This is a genomic window from Burkholderia sp. EMB26 (assembly GCF_024730645.1).
GTDB classification, from domain to species: Bacteria; Pseudomonadota; Gammaproteobacteria; order Burkholderiales; family Burkholderiaceae; genus Burkholderia; species Burkholderia cenocepacia.
Map to the genome: position 1 here is coordinate 1,788,538 of NZ_CP078070.1, position 17,961 is coordinate 1,806,498.

At 66.3% G+C, this 17,961-nt stretch carries 12 protein-coding genes; all 12 read left to right on the forward strand.

What is annotated here, in order from left to right; genetic code table 11:
• Positions 1–2: 2 nt before the first annotated feature.
• The 12 genes from KU887_RS08495 (at position 3) to KU887_RS08550 (ending at position 17,630) form a co-directional block, all read left to right on the forward strand.
• Complete coding sequence (locus KU887_RS08495; protein ID WP_058901429.1) at positions 3–1,061, forward strand: sulfate/molybdate ABC transporter ATP-binding protein; 1,059 nt, start codon at positions 3–5, stop codon at positions 1,059–1,061.
• Positions 1,062–1,136: 75 nt separating this feature from the next.
• Positions 1,137–2,063, forward strand: coding sequence for a CysB family HTH-type transcriptional regulator (locus KU887_RS08500; protein WP_006484201.1), 927 nt, complete (start codon positions 1,137–1,139; stop codon positions 2,061–2,063).
• Positions 2,064–2,788: 725 nt separating this feature from the next.
• Entirely contained in the window at positions 2,789–3,739 is a 951-nt protein-coding gene (locus KU887_RS08505) for a sugar ABC transporter substrate-binding protein (protein ID WP_258249991.1), read from the forward strand.
• Positions 3,740–3,884: 145 nt separating this feature from the next.
• On the forward strand, positions 3,885–5,498 hold the full coding sequence (locus KU887_RS08510) for a sugar ABC transporter ATP-binding protein (RefSeq protein WP_048986572.1): 1,614 nt from the start codon (positions 3,885–3,887) through the stop codon (positions 5,496–5,498).
• Entirely contained in the window at positions 5,495–6,514 is a 1,020-nt protein-coding gene (locus KU887_RS08515; protein ID WP_006484124.1) for an ABC transporter permease, read from the forward strand. The genes KU887_RS08510 and KU887_RS08515 overlap by 4 nt, the downstream gene beginning before the upstream one ends.
• Before the next feature lie 34 nt (positions 6,515–6,548).
• Positions 6,549–7,580: a LacI family DNA-binding transcriptional regulator gene (locus KU887_RS08520; RefSeq protein ID WP_006484167.1), complete on the forward strand. Its 1,032-nt coding sequence runs from the start codon at positions 6,549–6,551 to the stop codon at positions 7,578–7,580.
• Entirely contained in the window at positions 7,577–8,506 is a 930-nt protein-coding gene (rbsK, locus tag KU887_RS08525; protein WP_112750252.1) for a ribokinase, read from the forward strand. The genes KU887_RS08520 and rbsK overlap by 4 nt, the downstream gene beginning before the upstream one ends.
• A gap of 291 nt (positions 8,507–8,797) precedes the next feature.
• Positions 8,798–10,549, forward strand: coding sequence for a methyl-accepting chemotaxis protein (locus KU887_RS08530; protein WP_112750334.1), 1,752 nt, complete (start codon positions 8,798–8,800; stop codon positions 10,547–10,549).
• Between the two features lie 551 nt (positions 10,550–11,100).
• The gene (locus KU887_RS08535) at positions 11,101–13,023 is read left to right on the forward strand and encodes a PrkA family serine protein kinase (RefSeq protein ID WP_006483964.1); all 1,923 of its coding nucleotides are present in this window, start codon (positions 11,101–11,103) and stop codon (positions 13,021–13,023) included.
• Between the two features lie 125 nt (positions 13,024–13,148).
• Positions 13,149–14,417 carry a YeaH/YhbH family protein gene (locus KU887_RS08540; RefSeq protein WP_006483957.1) on the forward strand — a complete coding sequence of 423 codons (1,269 nt, stop codon included), beginning with the start codon at positions 13,149–13,151 and terminating at the stop codon, positions 14,415–14,417.
• The gene (locus KU887_RS08545) at positions 14,414–16,093 is read left to right on the forward strand and encodes a SpoVR family protein (protein WP_006483958.1); all 1,680 of its coding nucleotides are present in this window, start codon (positions 14,414–14,416) and stop codon (positions 16,091–16,093) included. The genes KU887_RS08540 and KU887_RS08545 overlap by 4 nt, the downstream gene beginning before the upstream one ends.
• Positions 16,094–16,325: 232 nt before the next feature.
• The gene (locus tag KU887_RS08550; RefSeq protein ID WP_006483959.1) at positions 16,326–17,630 is read left to right on the forward strand and encodes an MFS family transporter; all 1,305 of its coding nucleotides are present in this window, start codon (positions 16,326–16,328) and stop codon (positions 17,628–17,630) included.
• The last annotated feature ends 331 nt before the right edge of the window (positions 17,631–17,961 follow it).

Here is a 17,961-nt window from a genome sequence, read left to right on the forward strand (position 1 = left end):
GAATGGGTATCACCGTCCGTAACCTTCAGAAGCGCTTCGGCGATTTCACGGCGCTCGACAACGTGTCGCTCGACTTTCCGCCCGGCGAACTGGTCGCGCTGCTCGGCCCGTCCGGCTGCGGCAAGACCACGCTGCTGCGCGTGATCGCGGGCCTCGAGCACGCGGACGCCGGCCAGGTCGTGCTGCAGGGGCTCGACGTCGCGTCGGTCGGCGCGCGCGACCGCCAGGTCGGCTTCGTGTTCCAGCATTACGCGCTGTTCCGCCACATGACGGTGTTCGAGAACGTCGCGTTTGGGCTGCGCGTGAAGCCGCGCCGCGAGCGGCCGTCGGAAGCCGCGATTCGCGACAAGGTGCACGAGCTGCTCAAGCTGGTGCAGCTCGACTGGCTCGCGCAGCGCTATCCGTCCGAGCTGTCGGGCGGGCAGCGTCAGCGTATCGCGCTCGCCCGCGCGCTCGCGGTCGAGCCGAAGGTGCTGCTGCTCGACGAACCGTTCGGCGCGCTCGACGCGAAGGTCCGCAAGGAGCTGCGCGGCTGGCTGCGTCGCCTGCACGACGACCTGCACATCTCGACGATCTTCGTCACGCACGACCAGGAAGAGGCGCTCGAAGTGGCCGATCGCATCGTCGTGCTGAATCGCGGCCACGTCGAGCAGGTCGGCAGCCCGCAGGACGTCTACGATCATCCGCAAAGCGCGTTCGTATACGAGTTCCTCGGCGCGGCGAACCGGCTGCCGGGCACGGTTGCCGGGCGCGGCTTCGTCGCGGAAGGCGCGGCCGCGCCGATCGAGGTCGACGCCGATTTCGCGGGCCCCGCGCACGCGTACGTGCGGCCGCACGATCTGCAGCTGTGGCCGGCGGGCGAAGGGCACCGCGACGGCATCGCGGTGGACGTGCGGCGCGTGATTCCGCTCGGCGGTTCGGTGCGCGTGGAGCTCGAGGCGCGCGCGGGCGGCGCGCTCGAGGCGGAACTCGACCGCGACGCATGGCGGGCGCTGTCGCTGCAGGTCGGCGACGGTGCGACGGCCGTGCCGCGCGCCGTGCGGGTATTTCCCGCGCGTTGACGAGACAATGCAGGGCAGAGGGCGGGCATCGCTCCGATTCGACAATCAAACAACGACAGCCTAAGAGGCATACCCATGAATTTTCAGCAATTGCGGTTCGTGCGCGAAGCGGTGCGCCAGAACATGAACCTGACGGAAGTCGCGAACGTGCTGTACACATCGCAGTCGGGCGTGTCGAAGCAGATCAAGGATCTCGAGGACGAGCTGGGCGTCGACATCTTCATCCGGCGCGGCAAGCGGCTGACGGGGCTGACGGAGCCCGGCAAGGCCGTGCACCAGCTGATCGAGCGGATGCTGCTCGACGCCGAGAACCTGCGCCGCGTCGCGCGCCAGTTTGCCGATCAGGATAGCGGCCACCTCGTCGTCGCGACGACGCACACGCAGGCGCGTTACGCACTGCCGAAGGTGATCCGGCAGTTCACCGACGTGTTCCCGAAGGTGCATCTCGCGCTGCGCCAGGGCAGCCCGCAGCAGATCGCACAGATGATCCTGAACGGCGAGGCCGATCTCGGCATCTCGACCGAGGCGCTCGACCGCTATCCGGACATCGTCACGTTCCCGTGCTATTCGTGGCACCACACGGTCGTCGTGCCGAAGGGCCACCCGCTCGTCGGCCGCGAGAACCTGACGCTCGAGGAGATCGCCGAATACCCGATCATCACGTACGACCAGGACTTCACGGGCCGCTCGCACATCGACCAGGCGTTCACGCAGGCGGGCGCCGTGCCCGACGTGGTGCTGACCGCGATCGATGCGGACGTGATCAAGACCTACGTCGAACTTGGGATGGGGATCGGCGTGGTCGCGGCGATGGCCTACGATCCGCAGCGCGACACGGGGCTCGTCGCGCTCGATACGCAGCACCTGTTCGAGGCGAGCACGACGCGGGTCGGGCTGCGCAAGGGCGCGTTCCTGCGTGCGTACGCGTACCGGCTGATCGAAATGTTCGCCCCGCACCTGAACGAAGCGGAAATCGCCGGGCTGTTGCGCGAAGCCGTTTGACCGGTGCACGTCGCGCGCCGTCCGGGCCGTTGCCGCGGATGGCGCGACTTGCACCCCGCGTGCGGTGCCGCATACGGCGCCGGGCGCGACAGGCGATGGCCGCCATCACGGCTGAAGCACCCGCCGAGCGATCCCGCGCCAGGCGACGATCGCCCCATGTTTCCGACCAACAGAAAAACAAGAACGACCTGCAACGCCGGGCCTCGGCGCGGAACGCACGATCGGCAGTCGTCCTCATTCACAAGGCCGCGCGTGCGAATCGCCGCGCGGTTCCGTCACGGTCGACGACATGTCGCGACAGCGAATGCGGCCGAGCTTCGTGCCGACGGTCGACGCGAGCGCGTTGTCCGGAACGATCCGCTTCCTCGCTGGCCAGCCGCCTGCGAAGCGCTCCGGCGAGCCGCCGTCGGCATCGCGAGTGTCGTATTTGCGCGTCGTGAAGCGCGCTCGCGCGCTCCGAATAAACCCTTAAATATTGATCAGACAGGTTGCGCGCCGAAGCGAATCGGTACAGCATAGCCTTCACTCCGCCGGCCTCCCGCCGGCGGTGGCGCGTCAACGACAGCACGCGCCAGGCAGTCGGCCGTCTGCCTCGCTTCCATTCCGTGGTACCGACAGCAGCATCGATGGCCATTGCCCGGGTAGTGTGGCGCAAACGTTTGCTCACATTAAAACAACAGTCAAACAACAATCCGGCCCTTCGGGCCAGTCGCCAGGAGATGTGTATGAATGTCCGCTTTCGCCGTCGCTTCCTGACCGCCGCGCTCGCCGCCGTCGCGGTGGCCGCCGCACCGGCCGTCCACGCGCAATCGGCGGGCAAGCCGAAGGTCGCGCTCGTGATGAAGTCGCTCGCCAACGAGTTCTTCCTGACCATGGAAACGGGCGCGAAGGAATACCAGAAACACAACGCGAACCAGTTCGACCTGATCACCAACGGCATCAAGGACGAAACCGACACCGCGAACCAGATCCGCATCGTCGAGCAGATGATCGTCTCGAAGGTCGACGCGATTGTGATCGCACCCGCCGATTCGAAGGCGCTCGTGCCGGTCGTGAAGAAGGCCGTCGACGCGGGCATCATCGTCGTGAACATCGACAACCGGCTCGACCCCGACGTGCTGAAGTCGAAGAACCTGAACGTGCCGTTCGTCGGCCCGGACAACCGCAAGGGCGCGCGCAAGATCGGCGACTACCTCGCGAAGCGGCTGAAGGCGGGCGACCAGGTCGGCATCGTCGAAGGCGTGTCGACGACGACCAACGCGCAGCAGCGCACGGCCGGCTTCCAGGACGCGATGAAGGCGGGCGGGATGAAGGTCGTGTCGGTGCAGTCGGGCGAATGGGAGATCGACAAGGGCAATGCGGTGGCCGCCGCGATGCTCGACGAATACCCGAACCTGAAGGCGCTGCTGTGCGGTAACGACAACATGGCGATCGGCGCCGTGTCGGCCGTGCGCGCGGCCGGCAAGCAGGGCAAGGTGCTCGTGGTCGGCTACGACAACATCAACGCGATCAAGCCGATGCTGAAGGACGGCCGCGTGCTCGCGACCGCCGACCAGTACGCGGCGAAGCAGGCCGTGTTCGGCATCGACACGGCGCTCAAGGCGATCGCCGAGCATCGCAAGCAGGCCGACATGTCCGGCGTGGTCGAGACGCCGGTGGATCTCGTGACGAAGTAACGCCGCCCCGGTGCGGCCGCTGCCCTCAAGAATCCGGCGCGGCGGCCGTTATCCGGTGTGAGCGCGATCACGGCCACTGCATGCACATGCACTTGTGAGCGTCATACCCGCGCGCCCCGTGCGCGCGGCCGCAACCAGGATCGCGATGGAACCGACCTTCCAACCCTCCCGTTCAGCCCATCCCGTGCTGTCCGTATCCGGCATCGGCAAAACCTATGCCGAACCCGTGCTCGCCGACGTCACGCTGACGCTCGACGCGGGCCAGGCGCTCGCGCTGACGGGCGAGAACGGCGCCGGCAAGAGCACGTTGTCGAAGATCATCGGCGGGCTCGTCGACCCGACCACCGGCACGATGCAACTCGGCGGCGAGGCCTATGCGCCGGCGAGCCGCACGCAGGCCGAGGCGCTCGGCGTGCGCATGGTGATGCAGGAGCTGAACCTGCTGCCGACGCTGACCGTCGCCGAAAACCTGTTCCTGAACCGCCTGCCGCGGCGCTTCGGGATCATCGACCGCGCGCGGCTGCGCGACGACGCCCGCGCCGCGATGGCGCAGGTCGGGCTCGACGCGGTCGATCCCGATACGCCGGTCGGCGCGCTCGGCATCGGCCACCAGCAGATGGTCGAGATCGCACGCAACCTGATCGGCGACTGTCGCGTGCTGATCCTCGACGAGCCGACCGCGATGCTGACCGCGCGCGAAGTCGAGCTGCTGTTCGAGCAGATCGACCGGCTGAAGGCGCGCGGCGTCGCGATCGTCTACATCTCGCACCGGCTCGAAGAGCTCGCGCGCGTCGCCGAGCGCGTCGCGGTGCTGCGCGACGGCCGGCTCGTGCATGCGGGCGACATGGCGGCGACGACGTCCGACGGGCTCGTCACGCTGATGGTCGGGCGCGAGATCGGCGAACACATCGATCTCGGCGAACGTCGTTTCGGCGCGCCGCGGCTCGCCGTATCGGGCCTCACGCGCGGGACGGCCGTGCGCGACGTGTCGCTCGAGGTGCGCGCGGGCGAGATCTTCGGCATCTCGGGGCTGATCGGCGCGGGGCGCACCGAGCTGCTGCGACTGATCTACGGCGCCGATACGCCGGATGCCGGCACGATCGCCGTCGGCCAGCCGCTGAAGCCGGCGCGGATCGCGTCGCCCGTCGACGCGGTGAAGCACGGCATCGCGCTGATCACCGAGGATCGCAAGGGCGAAGGGCTGCTGCTGTCGCAGTCGATCACCGCGAACGTGTCGCTCGGCCAGCTCGACCGGCTCGCGCGTGGCGGCATCGTCGATTCGGGGCGCGAAACGGCGCTGGCCGAGCAGCAGATCGACGCGCTGCGCATCCGCACGCACGGGGCGGCGCAGCCGGTCGGCGAGCTGTCGGGCGGCAACCAGCAGAAGGTCGTGATCGGCCGCTGGCTCGCGCGCGACATGGGCGTGCTGCTGTTCGACGAGCCGACCCGCGGGATCGACGTCGGCGCTAAATTCGAGATCTACACTTTGATGGGCGCGCTCGCGCGCGAAGGCCGCGCGCTCGTGGTCGTATCGAGCGACCTGCGCGAGCTGATGCTGATCTGCGACCGGATCGGCGTGATGTCGGCCGGCCGCATGACCGCCGTGTTCGAGCGCGGCAACTGGACCCAGGATGCGCTGCTGGCCGCGGCGTTCGCCGGCTTCGGCCGCGAGACGCCGGCGGCCGCCATGCAGCATCCGGACGCGGGGCAGGCGCACGGCGCCGCTCCGGGCACTTCGACGACAGGACCACAGCAATGACCCAGCCTCCCGTATCCCCGACCGACGCAGGCGCGCAGCAGGACGTGACGGGGCGCCGCGCGCGCACGCTGTCCGGCACGCGGCTCGGCCTGTCGAACTATCTCGGGCTGGCCGGCGCGCTGGCCGCGATGATCGCGCTGTTCTCGGTGCTGAGTTCGCATTTCCTGACCTACGACACGTTCAGCACGATCGCGAACCAGATTCCCGATCTCGTCGTGATGTCGGTCGGAATGACCTTCGTGCTGATCATCGCCGGGATCGACCTGTCGGTTGGCTCGGTGCTCGCGCTGGCCGCGTCGATGGTCAGCGTCGCCGCGCTGAAATGGCAGTGGGGGCCGCTGCCGGCCGCGCTGATCGGGATCGCGGTCGCGACCGCGACGGGCGCGCTGACCGGCGCGGTCACGGTCGGCTGGCGGATTCCGTCGTTCATCGTGTCGCTCGGCGTGCTGGAGGCCGCGCGCGGCCTCGCGTACCAGCTGACGAATTCGCGCACCGCGTATATCGGCGATGCGTTCGATTTCCTGTCGAACCCGATCGCGCTGGGCATTTCGCCGGCATTCCTGATCGCGGTCGCGGTGATGATCGCGGCCCAGTTCGTGCTCACGCGCACCGTGTTCGGACGCTATCTGGTCGGGATCGGCACGAACGAGGAAGCGGTGCGACTTGCGGGGGTTAACCCGCGGCCGTATAAAATTCTCGTATTCGCACTGATGGGCGCGCTCGCGGGGCTCGCGTCGCTGTTCCAGATTTCGCGGCTCGAGGCGGCCGATCCGAACGCGGGCGCGGGCCTCGAGCTGCAGGTGATCGCCGCCGTCGTGATCGGCGGCACGAGCCTGATGGGCGGGCGCGGCTCGGTGATCAGCACGTTCTTCGGCGTGTTGATCATCTCCGTGCTGGCCGCTGGGCTGGCGCAGATCGGTGCGAACGAGCCGACCAAACGGATCATCACGGGCGCGGTGATCGTGGTGGCGGTCGTGCTCGATACGTATCGCAGCCGGCGCGCACGCGTGCGGTAGAAGACAGACAGAACAGACCAGAGAGAAACGGGAAATGGCGACGATCAAGGATGTGGCGGCCATGGCGGGCGTGTCGTTTACGACCGTCTCGCACGTGGTGAACAATTCGCGGCCGGTGTCCGCGGATGTGCGTGCGAAGGTCGAGGGCGCGATCCGCGAGCTGAATTACGTGCCGTCGGCCGTGGCGCGCTCGCTGAAGGCGCGGGCGACGGCGACGATCGGCCTCGTCGTGCCGAACAGCACGAATCCGTACTTCGCCGAGCTTGCGCGCGGTATCGAGGATCAGTGCGCGGCCAACGGCTATTGCGTGTTCTTCTGCAATTCGGACGACGATCCCGTGAAGCAGCGCAACTACCTGCGCGTGCTGCAGGAAAAGCGCATCGACGGGCTGATCGTCGCGTCGGCGGGCGAGGACGCGGTGCTCGCGCAGACGCTCGCCGACACGCACGCGCCGCTCGTCGTCGTCGACCGCAACATCGAGGGGCTCGCGGCCGATCTCGTGCAGATCGACCACGAACGCGGCGCGTACCTGGCCACGCGCCACCTGCTCGAACTCGGGCACGCGAAGATCGGCTGCATCACCGGGCCGACCGACACCGCCGTCAGCGCGATGCGCGTGCACGGCTTCATCCGCGCGATGGCCGAGCGCGGGGTCGACATCGTGCCGGGCGCGATCGCCGAAAGCGATTTCTCGTGCCTGGGCGGCTATCACGCGGCATCGCGGCTGTTCGAATCGGTGCGGCCGAGCGCGATCTTCGCGGGCAACGACCTGATGGGCGTCGGCGCGCTGCGCGCGGCGGCCGAGCGCGGGATGCGCGTGCCCGACGACTGTTCGATCATCGGGTTCGACGACATCGAATTTTCCCGCTACACGTATCCGGCGCTGTCGACGGTCGGCCAGTCGGTGCGCGCGCTCGGCGAAATGGCCGCGCAGACGCTGATCGAACGGATCGGCGGCGGTTCGACCGCCGTGCCGAGCCGCCGTCGCGTCGTGTCGCCGCGCCTCGTGCTGCGCGAATCGACGGCGGTCTACCGCGAGCCGGCCGCACCGGGCGGTCGCGCATGACGGCGAACGCACCGGGCGCCGGCCGCGTGACGGTGGTCGGCAGCCTCAACATGGATCTCGTCGTGCGGGCGCCGCGGCTGCCGCTGCCGGGCGAAACGCTCGCCGGGCATGCGTTCGCGCAGGCGGCGGGCGGCAAGGGCGGCAACCAGGCCGTCGCCGCGGCCCGGCTGGGCGCGCAGGTCACGATGATCGGCTGCGTCGGCGCGGATGCGCACGGCGCGGCACTGCGCGCGGGCCTGGAAGCCGAGGGAATCGACTGCATCGGGCTCGCGACCAGCGTGTCGGCGTCGACCGGCGTCGCGCTGATCGTCGTCGACGACGCGAGCCAGAACGCGATCGTGATCGTCGCGGGCGGCAACGGCGAGGTCACGACCGACACGATCACGCGGCACGAAGCCGCGCTGGCGGCGGCCGACGTGCTGATCTGCCAGCTCGAGACGCCGCCGGACGCGGTGTTCGCGGCACTGTCGGCCGGGCGCCGGCTCGGCCGCACGGTGGTGCTCAATCCGGCTCCGGCCGTCGCACCGCTGCCGGAGGGCTGGCTGCCGCTCGTCGACTACCTGATCCCGAACGAGGTCGAGGCGGCCGCGCTGACCGGGCTGCCGGTGCGCGATCCGGCGGAGGCCGAGGCCGCCGCGCGGGCGCTGCAAGCCGGCGGCGCGCACAACGTGCTGGTCACGCTCGGCGCGCGCGGCGTGCTCGCGCTGACGGCCGACGGCGCCGCGCGGCATTATCCGGCGCCGGTCGTGCAGGCCGTCGACACGACGGCGGCCGGCGACACCTTCATCGGCGGCTTTTCCGCGCGGCTCGCGGCCGGCGCGGACGTCGACGCGGCCATCCGCTTCGCGCAACGCGCGGCGGCGCTGTCGGTCACGCGCGCGGGCGCGCAGCCGTCGATTCCGACCCGCGCCGAACTGGCCGACTAGGGTCGGATCCGCGGTTCTAAATTCCGACACGCGGCCGGTTCGCCGCACGAGACGGCCACTCGCGCCGCCGGCAACGCGTTCGCGTACCGGCGCGCCTTTCCTGCCCGCTTCACCATCCCGCCCCGAATTGCGTCAATTATTCAGTCGTCTGTAATAAACAGACGAATAATTCGAAATAATGACGCGAAAACCATCAAGTTATGCGCCGCACGGTCGTAAATGCACCGAGTGAAGCAATGCTTCGAGCCAACGGGCCTGGCCCGTTCATGACGACGCAACACAGGATGGATGATGGTGTTCAGGAACCTGACGATTCGTGCGCGCATCGGTTTGACGATGGCGTTTCTGGCGGTACTGCTGGGTATCACCGGCGTGCTCGGTCTGTACGGGATGACGCGTTCGAACGATTCGACGCGCGAAATTTTCACGAACCAGATGCCGAGCGCGGTCAACGTGGCGGTCTCGGAAATGTTCGCCGCGCGCGAGCGTCTCGCACTCGACCGGGCGGCGCTGCTGGCCGGCACGCCCGACTCGGCGGCGGCCGTCGAGCGCAGCCGCGCGATGCGCGTGCAGTCCGACGCGTGGTGGCAGAAATACCTGGCGCTGCCGCGCGGCGCGGACGAGGACCGGCTCGCCCAGGAGGTCGCCGCCCGGCGCAAGGTGCTGCAGGACAGCTGCGACGCGTTCGGGAGTGCGGTCGCGGCCGGCGATCACGACCGGATCGGCGAGGGCGCGAAGCAGCTCCAGGCGCGTTATAACGAACTGGCCGTGGCCGGCGAAGCGTTGCGCACCTTCCAGTTCACCGATGCGCAGGCGCGCTTCGACCGGGCGGAATCGGTATTCGAGACGATGCGCGTGCTGTCGATCGTCGTGCTGGTGGCCGGCATCGGCGCCGCGGTGCTGTCGTGGCTGACGCTGAGCCGCGCGATCGGACGCCCGATCGCCGACGCGCTGGCGCATTTCGACGCGATCTCCGCGGGCGACCTGCGCCGGCCGATCGTCGTCGACCGGCGCGACGAGATGGGCCAGTTGCTGGAAGGCCTCGCGCGGATGCAGCGCGGGCTCGTCGACACGGTGCGCACCGTGCGCGGCGGCAGCGAGTCGATCGCGACCGCGGCCCGCCAGATCGCGGCCGGCAACATCGACCTGTCGTCGCGTACCGAGGAGCAGGCGGCGGCGCTGCAGGAAACCGCGTCGAGCATGGAGCAACTGACCGGCACCGTGAAGCAGAATGCGGACAATGCGCGCCAGGCAAGCTCGCTGGCCGCGAACGCGTCCGAGATTGCAAACAAGGGCAATACGGTGGTCGGCCAGGTGGTCGGCACGATGGGCGAAATCAACGACAGCTCGGCGAAAATCGCGGACATCATCGCGATCATCGAGGGAATCGCGTTCCAGACCAACATTCTTGCGCTGAATGCGGCCGTCGAAGCCGCGCGGGCGGGCGAGGAAGGCCGCGGCTTCGCGGTCGTCGCGGGCGAAGTGCGCAGCCTCGCGCAGCGTTCGTCAAGCGCGGCGAAGGAAATCAAGGCGCTGATCGACGCGTCGGTGGAACGTATCCGGACCGGCTCGACGCTGGTCGACGAAGCCGGGCGCACGATGAGTGACGTGATCGGCGCGGTCCAGCGCGTGACGGACATCATGGGCGAGATCGCGGCGGCGTCCGAGGAGCAGAGCGGCGGGATCGACCAGGTGGCGCGTGCGGTCGCGCAAATGGACGAGGTCACGCAGCAGAACGCCGCGCTCGTCGAGGAAGCCGCGGCTGCCGCGCAATCGCTCGACGAACAGGCGGCGCGCCTGCGCGAAACGGCGGCGGTATTCCAGCTCGACGACGAAACGGCGCGCGCGGGCACCGCGGTTGCGGCGCGTCATGCGCCGCGCGCGCCGGCCGCGGCGCCTGCACCGGCTGCCGCGCGCGTCGAACGCGACGCCGCGCCGAAACGCGCGCCTGCCGCGATGCCGGCGCGCCAGCCTGTCGCCGCATCGGCCGCGCCCGCACAGGCTGCGGCGACCGCCGGCGGCGACGACTGGGAGACGTTCTGATCGGCGCGCGCCGTGTATCTATCCCCATTTGGTGACGAACGACGCCCGCGATCAGCGGGCGTCGTCGTTTCCGCACCGGACGAAATGTGACAGCGCGGACGATCGATCGTGCGTCGTCGCGTGCAGTGCGCGTCGCCGGTCGACGGAGACGCAGGAACGCGCTGCGTGCACGTCATGTTCCCGCGCTCGTCGTACGGGTATGTCCGTAAGGGACTGCGAAAAAAATTTGTAACGGTGCGCGCGACGTGTCATCGCACGCGACTGCTCGAACGTATAGGGATGAAGGGGCGAAGTGGCGACGTCGGCGGTGTCCAACGCACGAGACGTTTCGATGTTCGACGAGACGCGGCGGATGCAGTTTCTGCGGCTCGGGAGATCAATTGTAAAACGGCGAAATGCGTTGTCCAAGCGGTGTTGTCGAGAATGACGAACTTCATACGAAGAGTTCGTGAAAAAAAATAAGAAAGGGTTTAGGATGAATTCGAACGCGCTTGCTTCTGCGCAGTCATACGAAGGCAGGCACGTCTTCAGACTCAGGCGAGGGAGGTAGCATGGATATTTACAGCAGCTTCGCGAACCGCTTCGAAAAAACGCGAGAGGAAGAGCTCTCGCTGGAGGAGTATCTCGCGCTCTGCAAGAACGATCCATCCGCGTACGCGACGGCTGGTGAACGCATGCTGGAAGCAATCGGGGAACCTGAACAGATCGATACCCGCAACGACCCGCGCTTGTCGCGGATCTTCGCGAACAAGGTCATCAAGGTGTATCCGGCATTCCGTGAGTTCTACGGAATGGAGGAGGTGATCGAGCAGGTGGTCGCGTATTTCCGCCACGCTGCGCAAGGTCTTGAAGAGAAGAAGCAGATCCTCTATCTGCTGGGCCCGGTGGGCGGCGGCAAGTCGTCGATCGCCGAGCGCCTGAAGCAACTGATGGAGCGCGTGCCGTTCTATTCGCTGAAGGGCTCGCCCGTCAACGAATCGCCGCTCGGGCTGTTCGACTACGACGAGGATGGTCCGATCCTCGAGGAACAGTACGGCATTCCGCGCCGCTACCTGAAAAGCATCCTGAGTCCGTGGGCCGTCAAGCGCCTGCACGAATACAACGGCGACATCCGCCAGTTCCGCGTGGTGCGCCGCTATCCGTCGATCCTGCGGCAGGTCGGCATCGCGAAGACGGAGCCGGGCGACGAGAACAATCAGGACATCTCGTCGCTGGTCGGCAAGGTCGATATCCGCAAGCTCGAACAGTATGCGCAGGACGATGCCGACGCCTACAGCTACTCCGGCGGCCTGTGTCTCGCGAACCAGGGCCTGCTCGAATTCGTCGAAATGTTCAAGGCGCCGATCAAGGTGCTGCACCCGCTGCTGACCGCCACGCAGGAAGGCAACTTCAAGGGTACCGAAGGTTTCGGCGCGATTCCGTTCGACGGCGTGATTCTCGCGCACTCGAACGAGTCGGAATGGAAGGCGTTCCGCAACAACCGCAACAACGAGGCGCTGCTCGACCGGATCTTCGTCGTGAAGGTGCCGTACTGCCTGCGCGTGTCGGAAGAGATCAAGATCTACGAGAAGCTGATCCGCAACTCGTCGCTCGCCGAGGCCGTGTGCGCACCGGGCACGCTGAAGATGATGTCGCAGTTCTCGGTGCTGTCGCGGCTGCACGAGCCGGAGAATTCGAGCCTGTTCTCGAAGATGCAGGTGTACGACGGCGAAAACCTGAAGGACACCGATCCGAAGGCGAAGTCGTACCAGGAGTATCGCGACTACGCGGGCGTGGACGAAGGGATGACCGGCGTGTCGACCCGCTTCGCGTTCAAGATCCTGTCGCGCGTGTTCAACTTCGATACGAGTGAGGTCGCGGCGAACCCCGTGCACCTGATGTACGTGCTCGAACAGCAGATCGAGCGCGAGCAGTTCCCGCCGGAAACGGAGCAGAAGTACCTGTCGTTCGTGAAGGACGTGCTCGCGTCGCGCTACGCGGAGTTCATCGGCAAGGAGATCCAGACCGCGTATCTCGAGTCGTATTCGGAATACGGCCAGAACATCTTCGATCGCTACGTCACGTATGCGGACTTCTGGATCCAGGATCAGGAATTCCGCGATCACGATACCGGCGAGAGCTTCGACCGCGCCGCGCTGAACGCGGAGCTGGAGAAGATCGAGAAGCCGGCCGGGATCAGCAATCCGAAGGATTTCCGCAACGAGATCGTGAACTTCGTGTTGCGCGCCCGGGCGGCGAACGCCGGCAAGAACCCCGTGTGGACGAGCTACGAAAAGTTGCGCGTCGTGATCGAGAAGAAGATGTTCTCGAACACCGAGGAACTGTTGCCGGTGATTTCATTCAACGCCAAGGGTTCGGCGGAGGAGCAGCGCAAGCATGAGGACTTTGTGAACCGGATGGTCGCGAAGGGCTATACGCCGAAGCAGGTGAGGCTGCTTTGCGACTGGTACCTGCGCGTGCGCAAGTCGTCATGACGCGCGCGGTACCGTGCCCGTACGGCGAGTCCGTACGGGCGCTTTCAGAGACGCCGCCCGCATGACGGCAGACGGCATGTGCGGCGAGCGTCCCGGCGTATCGACTTTCGAGCGGGAGACCGGGAGTGCTTCATCAAATCATCGACCGCAGGCTGGCCGGCAAGAACAAGAGCATCGCCAATCGCGAACGCTTTTTGCGTCGCGTCAAGAACTACATTCGTCGTGCCGTGTCCGACGCGGTGCGCGACCGTAGCATCAAGGATATCCAGAGCACGCAGAGCATCACGATCCCGCGCAAGGACATCGCGGAGCCGAATTTCCGGCACGCGCCGGGCGGGCGTCGCGAGTACGTGCACCCCGGCAACGAGGACTACGTGCGCGGCGACAAGATCCCGCGTCCGCAGGGCGGCTCGGGTGGCGGAGGCAGTCAGGCGAGCAACGAGGGCGAAGGGCAGGACGACTTCGTGTTCGAGCTGTCGCGCGACGAGTTCATGCAGTACTTCTTCGACGACCTCGAACTGCCGCGCCTCGTGAAGACGCACCTGCTGACGGTGCCGAGCTGGAAGAACGTGCGCGCGGGCTGGTCGGCGGAAGGCACGCCGAACAACATCGACGTCGTGCGTTCGCTGCGCAGCGCGCTCGGCCGGCGCATCGCGCTCGGCTCGCCGCTCGTCAACGAGCTGCGCGAGCTCGAGGCGCAGCTCGAAGCGCTGAAGAACGACCCCGAAGACCGCCGCGCCGAAATCGCGACGCTCGAGGCCGAGATCCATCATCTGAAAGGGCGCATCTGGCGGATTCCGTTCATCGATCCGTTCGACCTGCGCTACATCAATCGCGTGAAGCAGCCGCAACCGTCGAGCCAGGCCGTGATGTTCTGCCTGATGGACGTATCCGGCTCGATGGACGAGCAGCGCAAGGATCTCGCGAAGCGCTTCTTCATCCTGCTGTACCTGTTCCTCAAGCGCAACTACGAGCGCATCGAGGTGGTGTTCATTCGCCACCACACGCGCGCCGAGGAAGTCGACGAGGACACCTTCTTCCATTCGACCGAAAGCGGCGGCACCGTCGTGTCGAGCGCGCTCGAACTGATGCGCAAGGTGATGAGCGAGCGCTACTCGCCGACCGAGTGGAACATCTACGGCGCGCAGGCGTCCGACGGCGACAACTGGACTGACGATTCGCCCAAGTGTCGCAAAATCCTGGAAGAGGATATCCTCACTCAGACGCGTTACTTCGCGTATATCCAGGTCGCGCCGGAAGAGCAGAATCTGTGGCTGGAATACGCGCAACTGGCCCTGTCGCAACCGCATCTCGCGATGAAAAAAGTGGAATCGGCTGCGGACATTTACCCGGTGTTTCGCGAATTGTTCGAAAAGCAGGTGGAAATGTCATGACGACCCGCCATCTGCACAACGAGTCGCGCGGCTACGAGCCGCGCCCTTCCGGCGACGACACGGCCGGTCCTGCCGCACCGCAGCAACACGGGCAGGCCGAACCGTCGCCGCCGGCCGCCGACTTGCCCGGTTCCGGGCAAAAGGAAGCGCGTATGAACGTTGCCGAACGCAAGCCGCTGCCGTGCCCGTCCGACTGGACGTTCGAATTGCTCGAGGAATACGACACGCACATCTCGCAGGTCGCCGAACAATACGAGCTCGACATCTACCCGATCCAGCTCGAACTGATCAGCGCCGAGCAGATGATGGATGCGTATGCGTCGGTCGGGATGCCCGTCAACTACCGTCACTGGTCGTTCGGCAAGCACTTTCTCGCGACCGAGAAGAGCTATCGTCGCGGCCAGATGGGCCTCGCCTACGAAATCGTCATCAATTCGAACCCGTGCATCGCATATCTGATGGAAGAGAACACGATGACGATGCAGGCGCTCGTCATCGCGCACGCGGCGTACGGGCACAACTCGTTCTTCAAGGGCAATTACCTGTTCCGCCTGTGGACCGACGCGCACGCGATCATCGACTACCTCGTGTACGCGAAGAACTACGTCGCGGAATGCGAGGAGCGCTACGGCCTCGATCGCGTCGAGGAACTGCTCGACTCGTGCCATGCGCTGATGAACTACGGCGTCGACCGCTACAAGCGGCCGCAGAAACCGTCGCTGTCGAAGGAAGCGGCGCTGCGGCGCGAGCGCGAGGCGTACCTGCAGTCGCAGGTGAACGAACTGTGGCGCACGCTGCCGGGCAAGAAGCCCGAGCTCACGGAGGAGCAGGAGGACCGCTATCCGCCCGAGCCGCAGGAGAACCTGCTGTATTTCGCGGAGAAGAATGCGCCGCTGCTCGAACCGTGGGAGCGGGAAGTGATCCGCATCGTGCGCAAGATCGGCCAGTATTTCTATCCGCAACGGCAGACGCAGGTGATGAACGAAGGCTGGGCGACGTTCTGGCACTACACGCTGCTCAATACGCTGTACAACCAGGGGAAGCTGGAAGACGGCTTCATGATGGAGTTCCTGCACTCGCACAGCAACGTGGTCTACCAGCCGCCCGTCACGAAGCCGTACTACAGCGGGATCAACCCGTATGCGCTCGGTTTCTCGATGATGAGCGACATCCGCCGGATCTGCGAAGCGCCGACGGAGGAAGACTACAAGTGGTTTCCGGAGATCGCGGGCACGCCGTGGCTGCCGGCGATGCACTACGCGATGCGCAACTTCAAGGACGAGAGCTTCATCGCGCAGTACCTGTCGCCGAACCTGATCCGCGAGATGCGGCTCTTCTCGGTGCTCGACGACGACATGCGCGATTCGCTCGAGGTATCGGCGATCCACGACGATTCCGGCTACCAGTACGTGCGGCAGGCGTTGTCTCGGCAGTACGACATCCATCACCGCGAGCCGAACATCCAGGTGTGGGCCGTCAACACGCGCGGCGACCGCAGCCTCACGTTGCGCCACTTCATGACCGACAACCGCCATCTGTCGAACGACAGCGACGAAGTGCTCAAGCACATGGCGCGGCTCTGGCAGTTCGACGTGTACCTGGAGAGCGTCGACGAGGCCGGCACCGTGCGCAAGCGCTACGAGTGCCGCTACGTGCCGCCGGAAGTGCGCGTGTGATCGTCGCGTCGACAATGTTTGCATCGGACGCCAGCCTGCGGGCTGGCGTTTTCATATGACGAACGCGTGGCGGGAGAAAAATTTTCTACATCCGGACGAACCCGGAGCGCTTGTTACTTTACATTTCGCTAAAATCCCGTAGCGCCGTGCGCCGGAACCGGTGCCACGTGCGACCGCACGCGGCGGCCCCGGCCGTCTCGCCCAGAAAGCACTAAAAGGAACAGACCAACCCATGGACGTCCAGACCGACCAAGCTGCGCTGTCCGCGCATGACACCCGGCGACGCGTGTTCGCCATCGTCGGCGCCTCATCGGGCAACCTCGTCGAATGGTTCGACTTCTACATCTACTCGTTCTGCGCGCTGTACTTCGCGCCGGCGTTCTTCCCGAGCGGCAACACGACGACGCAGCTGCTGAACACCGCCGGCGTGTTCGCGGCCGGGTTCCTGATGCGTCCGATCGGCGGCTGGCTGTTCGGCCGCATCGCCGACCGTCACGGCCGTCGCGCGGCGATGATGATCTCGGTGCTGATGATGTGCGGCGGGTCGCTCGTGATCGCGGTGCTGCCGACCTATGCGCAGATCGGTGCGCTCGCGCCGGCGCTGCTGCTGGTCGCGCGCCTGTTCCAGGGCCTGTCGGTGGGCGGCGAGTACGGGACGAGTGCGACCTACATGAGTGAAGTGGCGCTGAAGGGCCGTCGCGGCTTCTTCGCGTCGTTCCAGTACGTGACGCTGATCGGCGGCCAGCTGTGCGCGCTGCTGGTGCTCGTGATCCTGCAGCAGACGCTGTCGGCCGGCGAGCTGAAAGCGTGGGGCTGGCGCATTCCGTTCGTGGTCGGCGCGGCGGCCGCGCTGATCTCGCTGTACCTGCGCAAGTCGCTCGACGAGACGTCGACGAGCGCATCGCGCGACAAGAAGGACGCGGGCACGATCCGCGGCGTGTGGCAGCACAAGGGGGCGTTCTTCACGGTGGTCGGCTTCACGGCCGGCGGCTCGCTGATCTTCTACACGTTCACGACGTACATGCAGAAGTACCTCGTGAACACGGCCGGCATGCACGCGAAGACGGCCAGCAACGTGATGACCGTCGCGCTGCTCGTCTACATGCTGATGCAGCCGGTGTTCGGCGCGCTGTCGGACAAGATCGGCCGCCGCACGTCGATGATCCTGTTCGGTGCGTTCGCGGTGATCGGCACGGTGCCGCTGATGCATGCGCTGAAGGGCGTGACGAGCCCGGTGGCCGCGTTCGTGCTGATCACGGTGGCGCTGGCGATCGTCAGCTTCTACACGTCGATCAGCGGCCTGATCAAGGCCGAGATGTTCCCGCCGGAGGTGCGCGCGATGGGCGTCGGCCTGTCGTACGCGGTGGCGAACGCGATCTTCGGCGGCTCGGCCGAGTACGTCGCGCTGTGGTTCAAGTCGATCGGCAGCGAGGAAACGTTCTACTGGTACGTGACCGCACTGTGCGCGATCTCGCTGATCGTGTCGTGGCGGATGCGCGATCCGAGCAAGGAAGGGTATCTGCGTCACGAGCCGTGATCGGCCGCGCGTCGCGCGTACTCGCATCATGACGAACGTCCCGCCGGTTGGCGGGACGTTTTTTTTGCGACGAGCAATCGCGCATGTGACGGCACCCGCGGCTCGACAGGCCAGGTGCCGGCATGAACGCGCCGCGTCATATCGATATGGAAATCGATTCGTTGTCCGTGGCGGCCGATTTCCTTAATCTGACTGCGTAGTTCGTGTGACACCTCCTTGACTGGGATTCGCGCCCGCTGCGTGCAGCGGGCGTCTTTTTTTGCGCGGCGGCAATGCGTGCCCGCAGCCCGTCTGCTTCATCACGAAACCCGCAGAGCAAAGCACCATTTGT

What these genes read in the sequence shown, in the direction of transcription:
- KU887_RS08495 (WP_058901429.1), top strand. Translation starts at nt 3, where the DNA reads ATGGGTATCACCGTCCGTAACCTTCAGAAGCGCTTCGGCGATTTCACG.
- KU887_RS08500 (WP_006484201.1), top strand. Translation starts at nt 1,137, where the DNA reads ATGAATTTTCAGCAATTGCGGTTCGTGCGCGAAGCGGTGCGCCAGAAC.
- KU887_RS08505 (WP_258249991.1), top strand. Translation starts at nt 2,789, where the DNA reads ATGAATGTCCGCTTTCGCCGTCGCTTCCTGACCGCCGCGCTCGCCGCC.
- KU887_RS08510 (WP_048986572.1), top strand. Translation starts at nt 3,885, where the DNA reads ATGGAACCGACCTTCCAACCCTCCCGTTCAGCCCATCCCGTGCTGTCC.
- KU887_RS08515 (WP_006484124.1), top strand. Translation starts at nt 5,495, where the DNA reads ATGACCCAGCCTCCCGTATCCCCGACCGACGCAGGCGCGCAGCAGGAC.
- KU887_RS08520 (WP_006484167.1), top strand. Translation starts at nt 6,549, where the DNA reads ATGGCGACGATCAAGGATGTGGCGGCCATGGCGGGCGTGTCGTTTACG.
- rbsK (WP_112750252.1), top strand. Translation starts at nt 7,577, where the DNA reads ATGACGGCGAACGCACCGGGCGCCGGCCGCGTGACGGTGGTCGGCAGC.
- KU887_RS08530 (WP_112750334.1), top strand. Translation starts at nt 8,798, where the DNA reads ATGGTGTTCAGGAACCTGACGATTCGTGCGCGCATCGGTTTGACGATG.
- KU887_RS08535 (WP_006483964.1), top strand. Translation starts at nt 11,101, where the DNA reads ATGGATATTTACAGCAGCTTCGCGAACCGCTTCGAAAAAACGCGAGAG.
- KU887_RS08545 (WP_006483958.1), top strand. Translation starts at nt 14,414, where the DNA reads ATGACGACCCGCCATCTGCACAACGAGTCGCGCGGCTACGAGCCGCGC.
- KU887_RS08550 (WP_006483959.1), top strand. Translation starts at nt 16,326, where the DNA reads ATGGACGTCCAGACCGACCAAGCTGCGCTGTCCGCGCATGACACCCGG.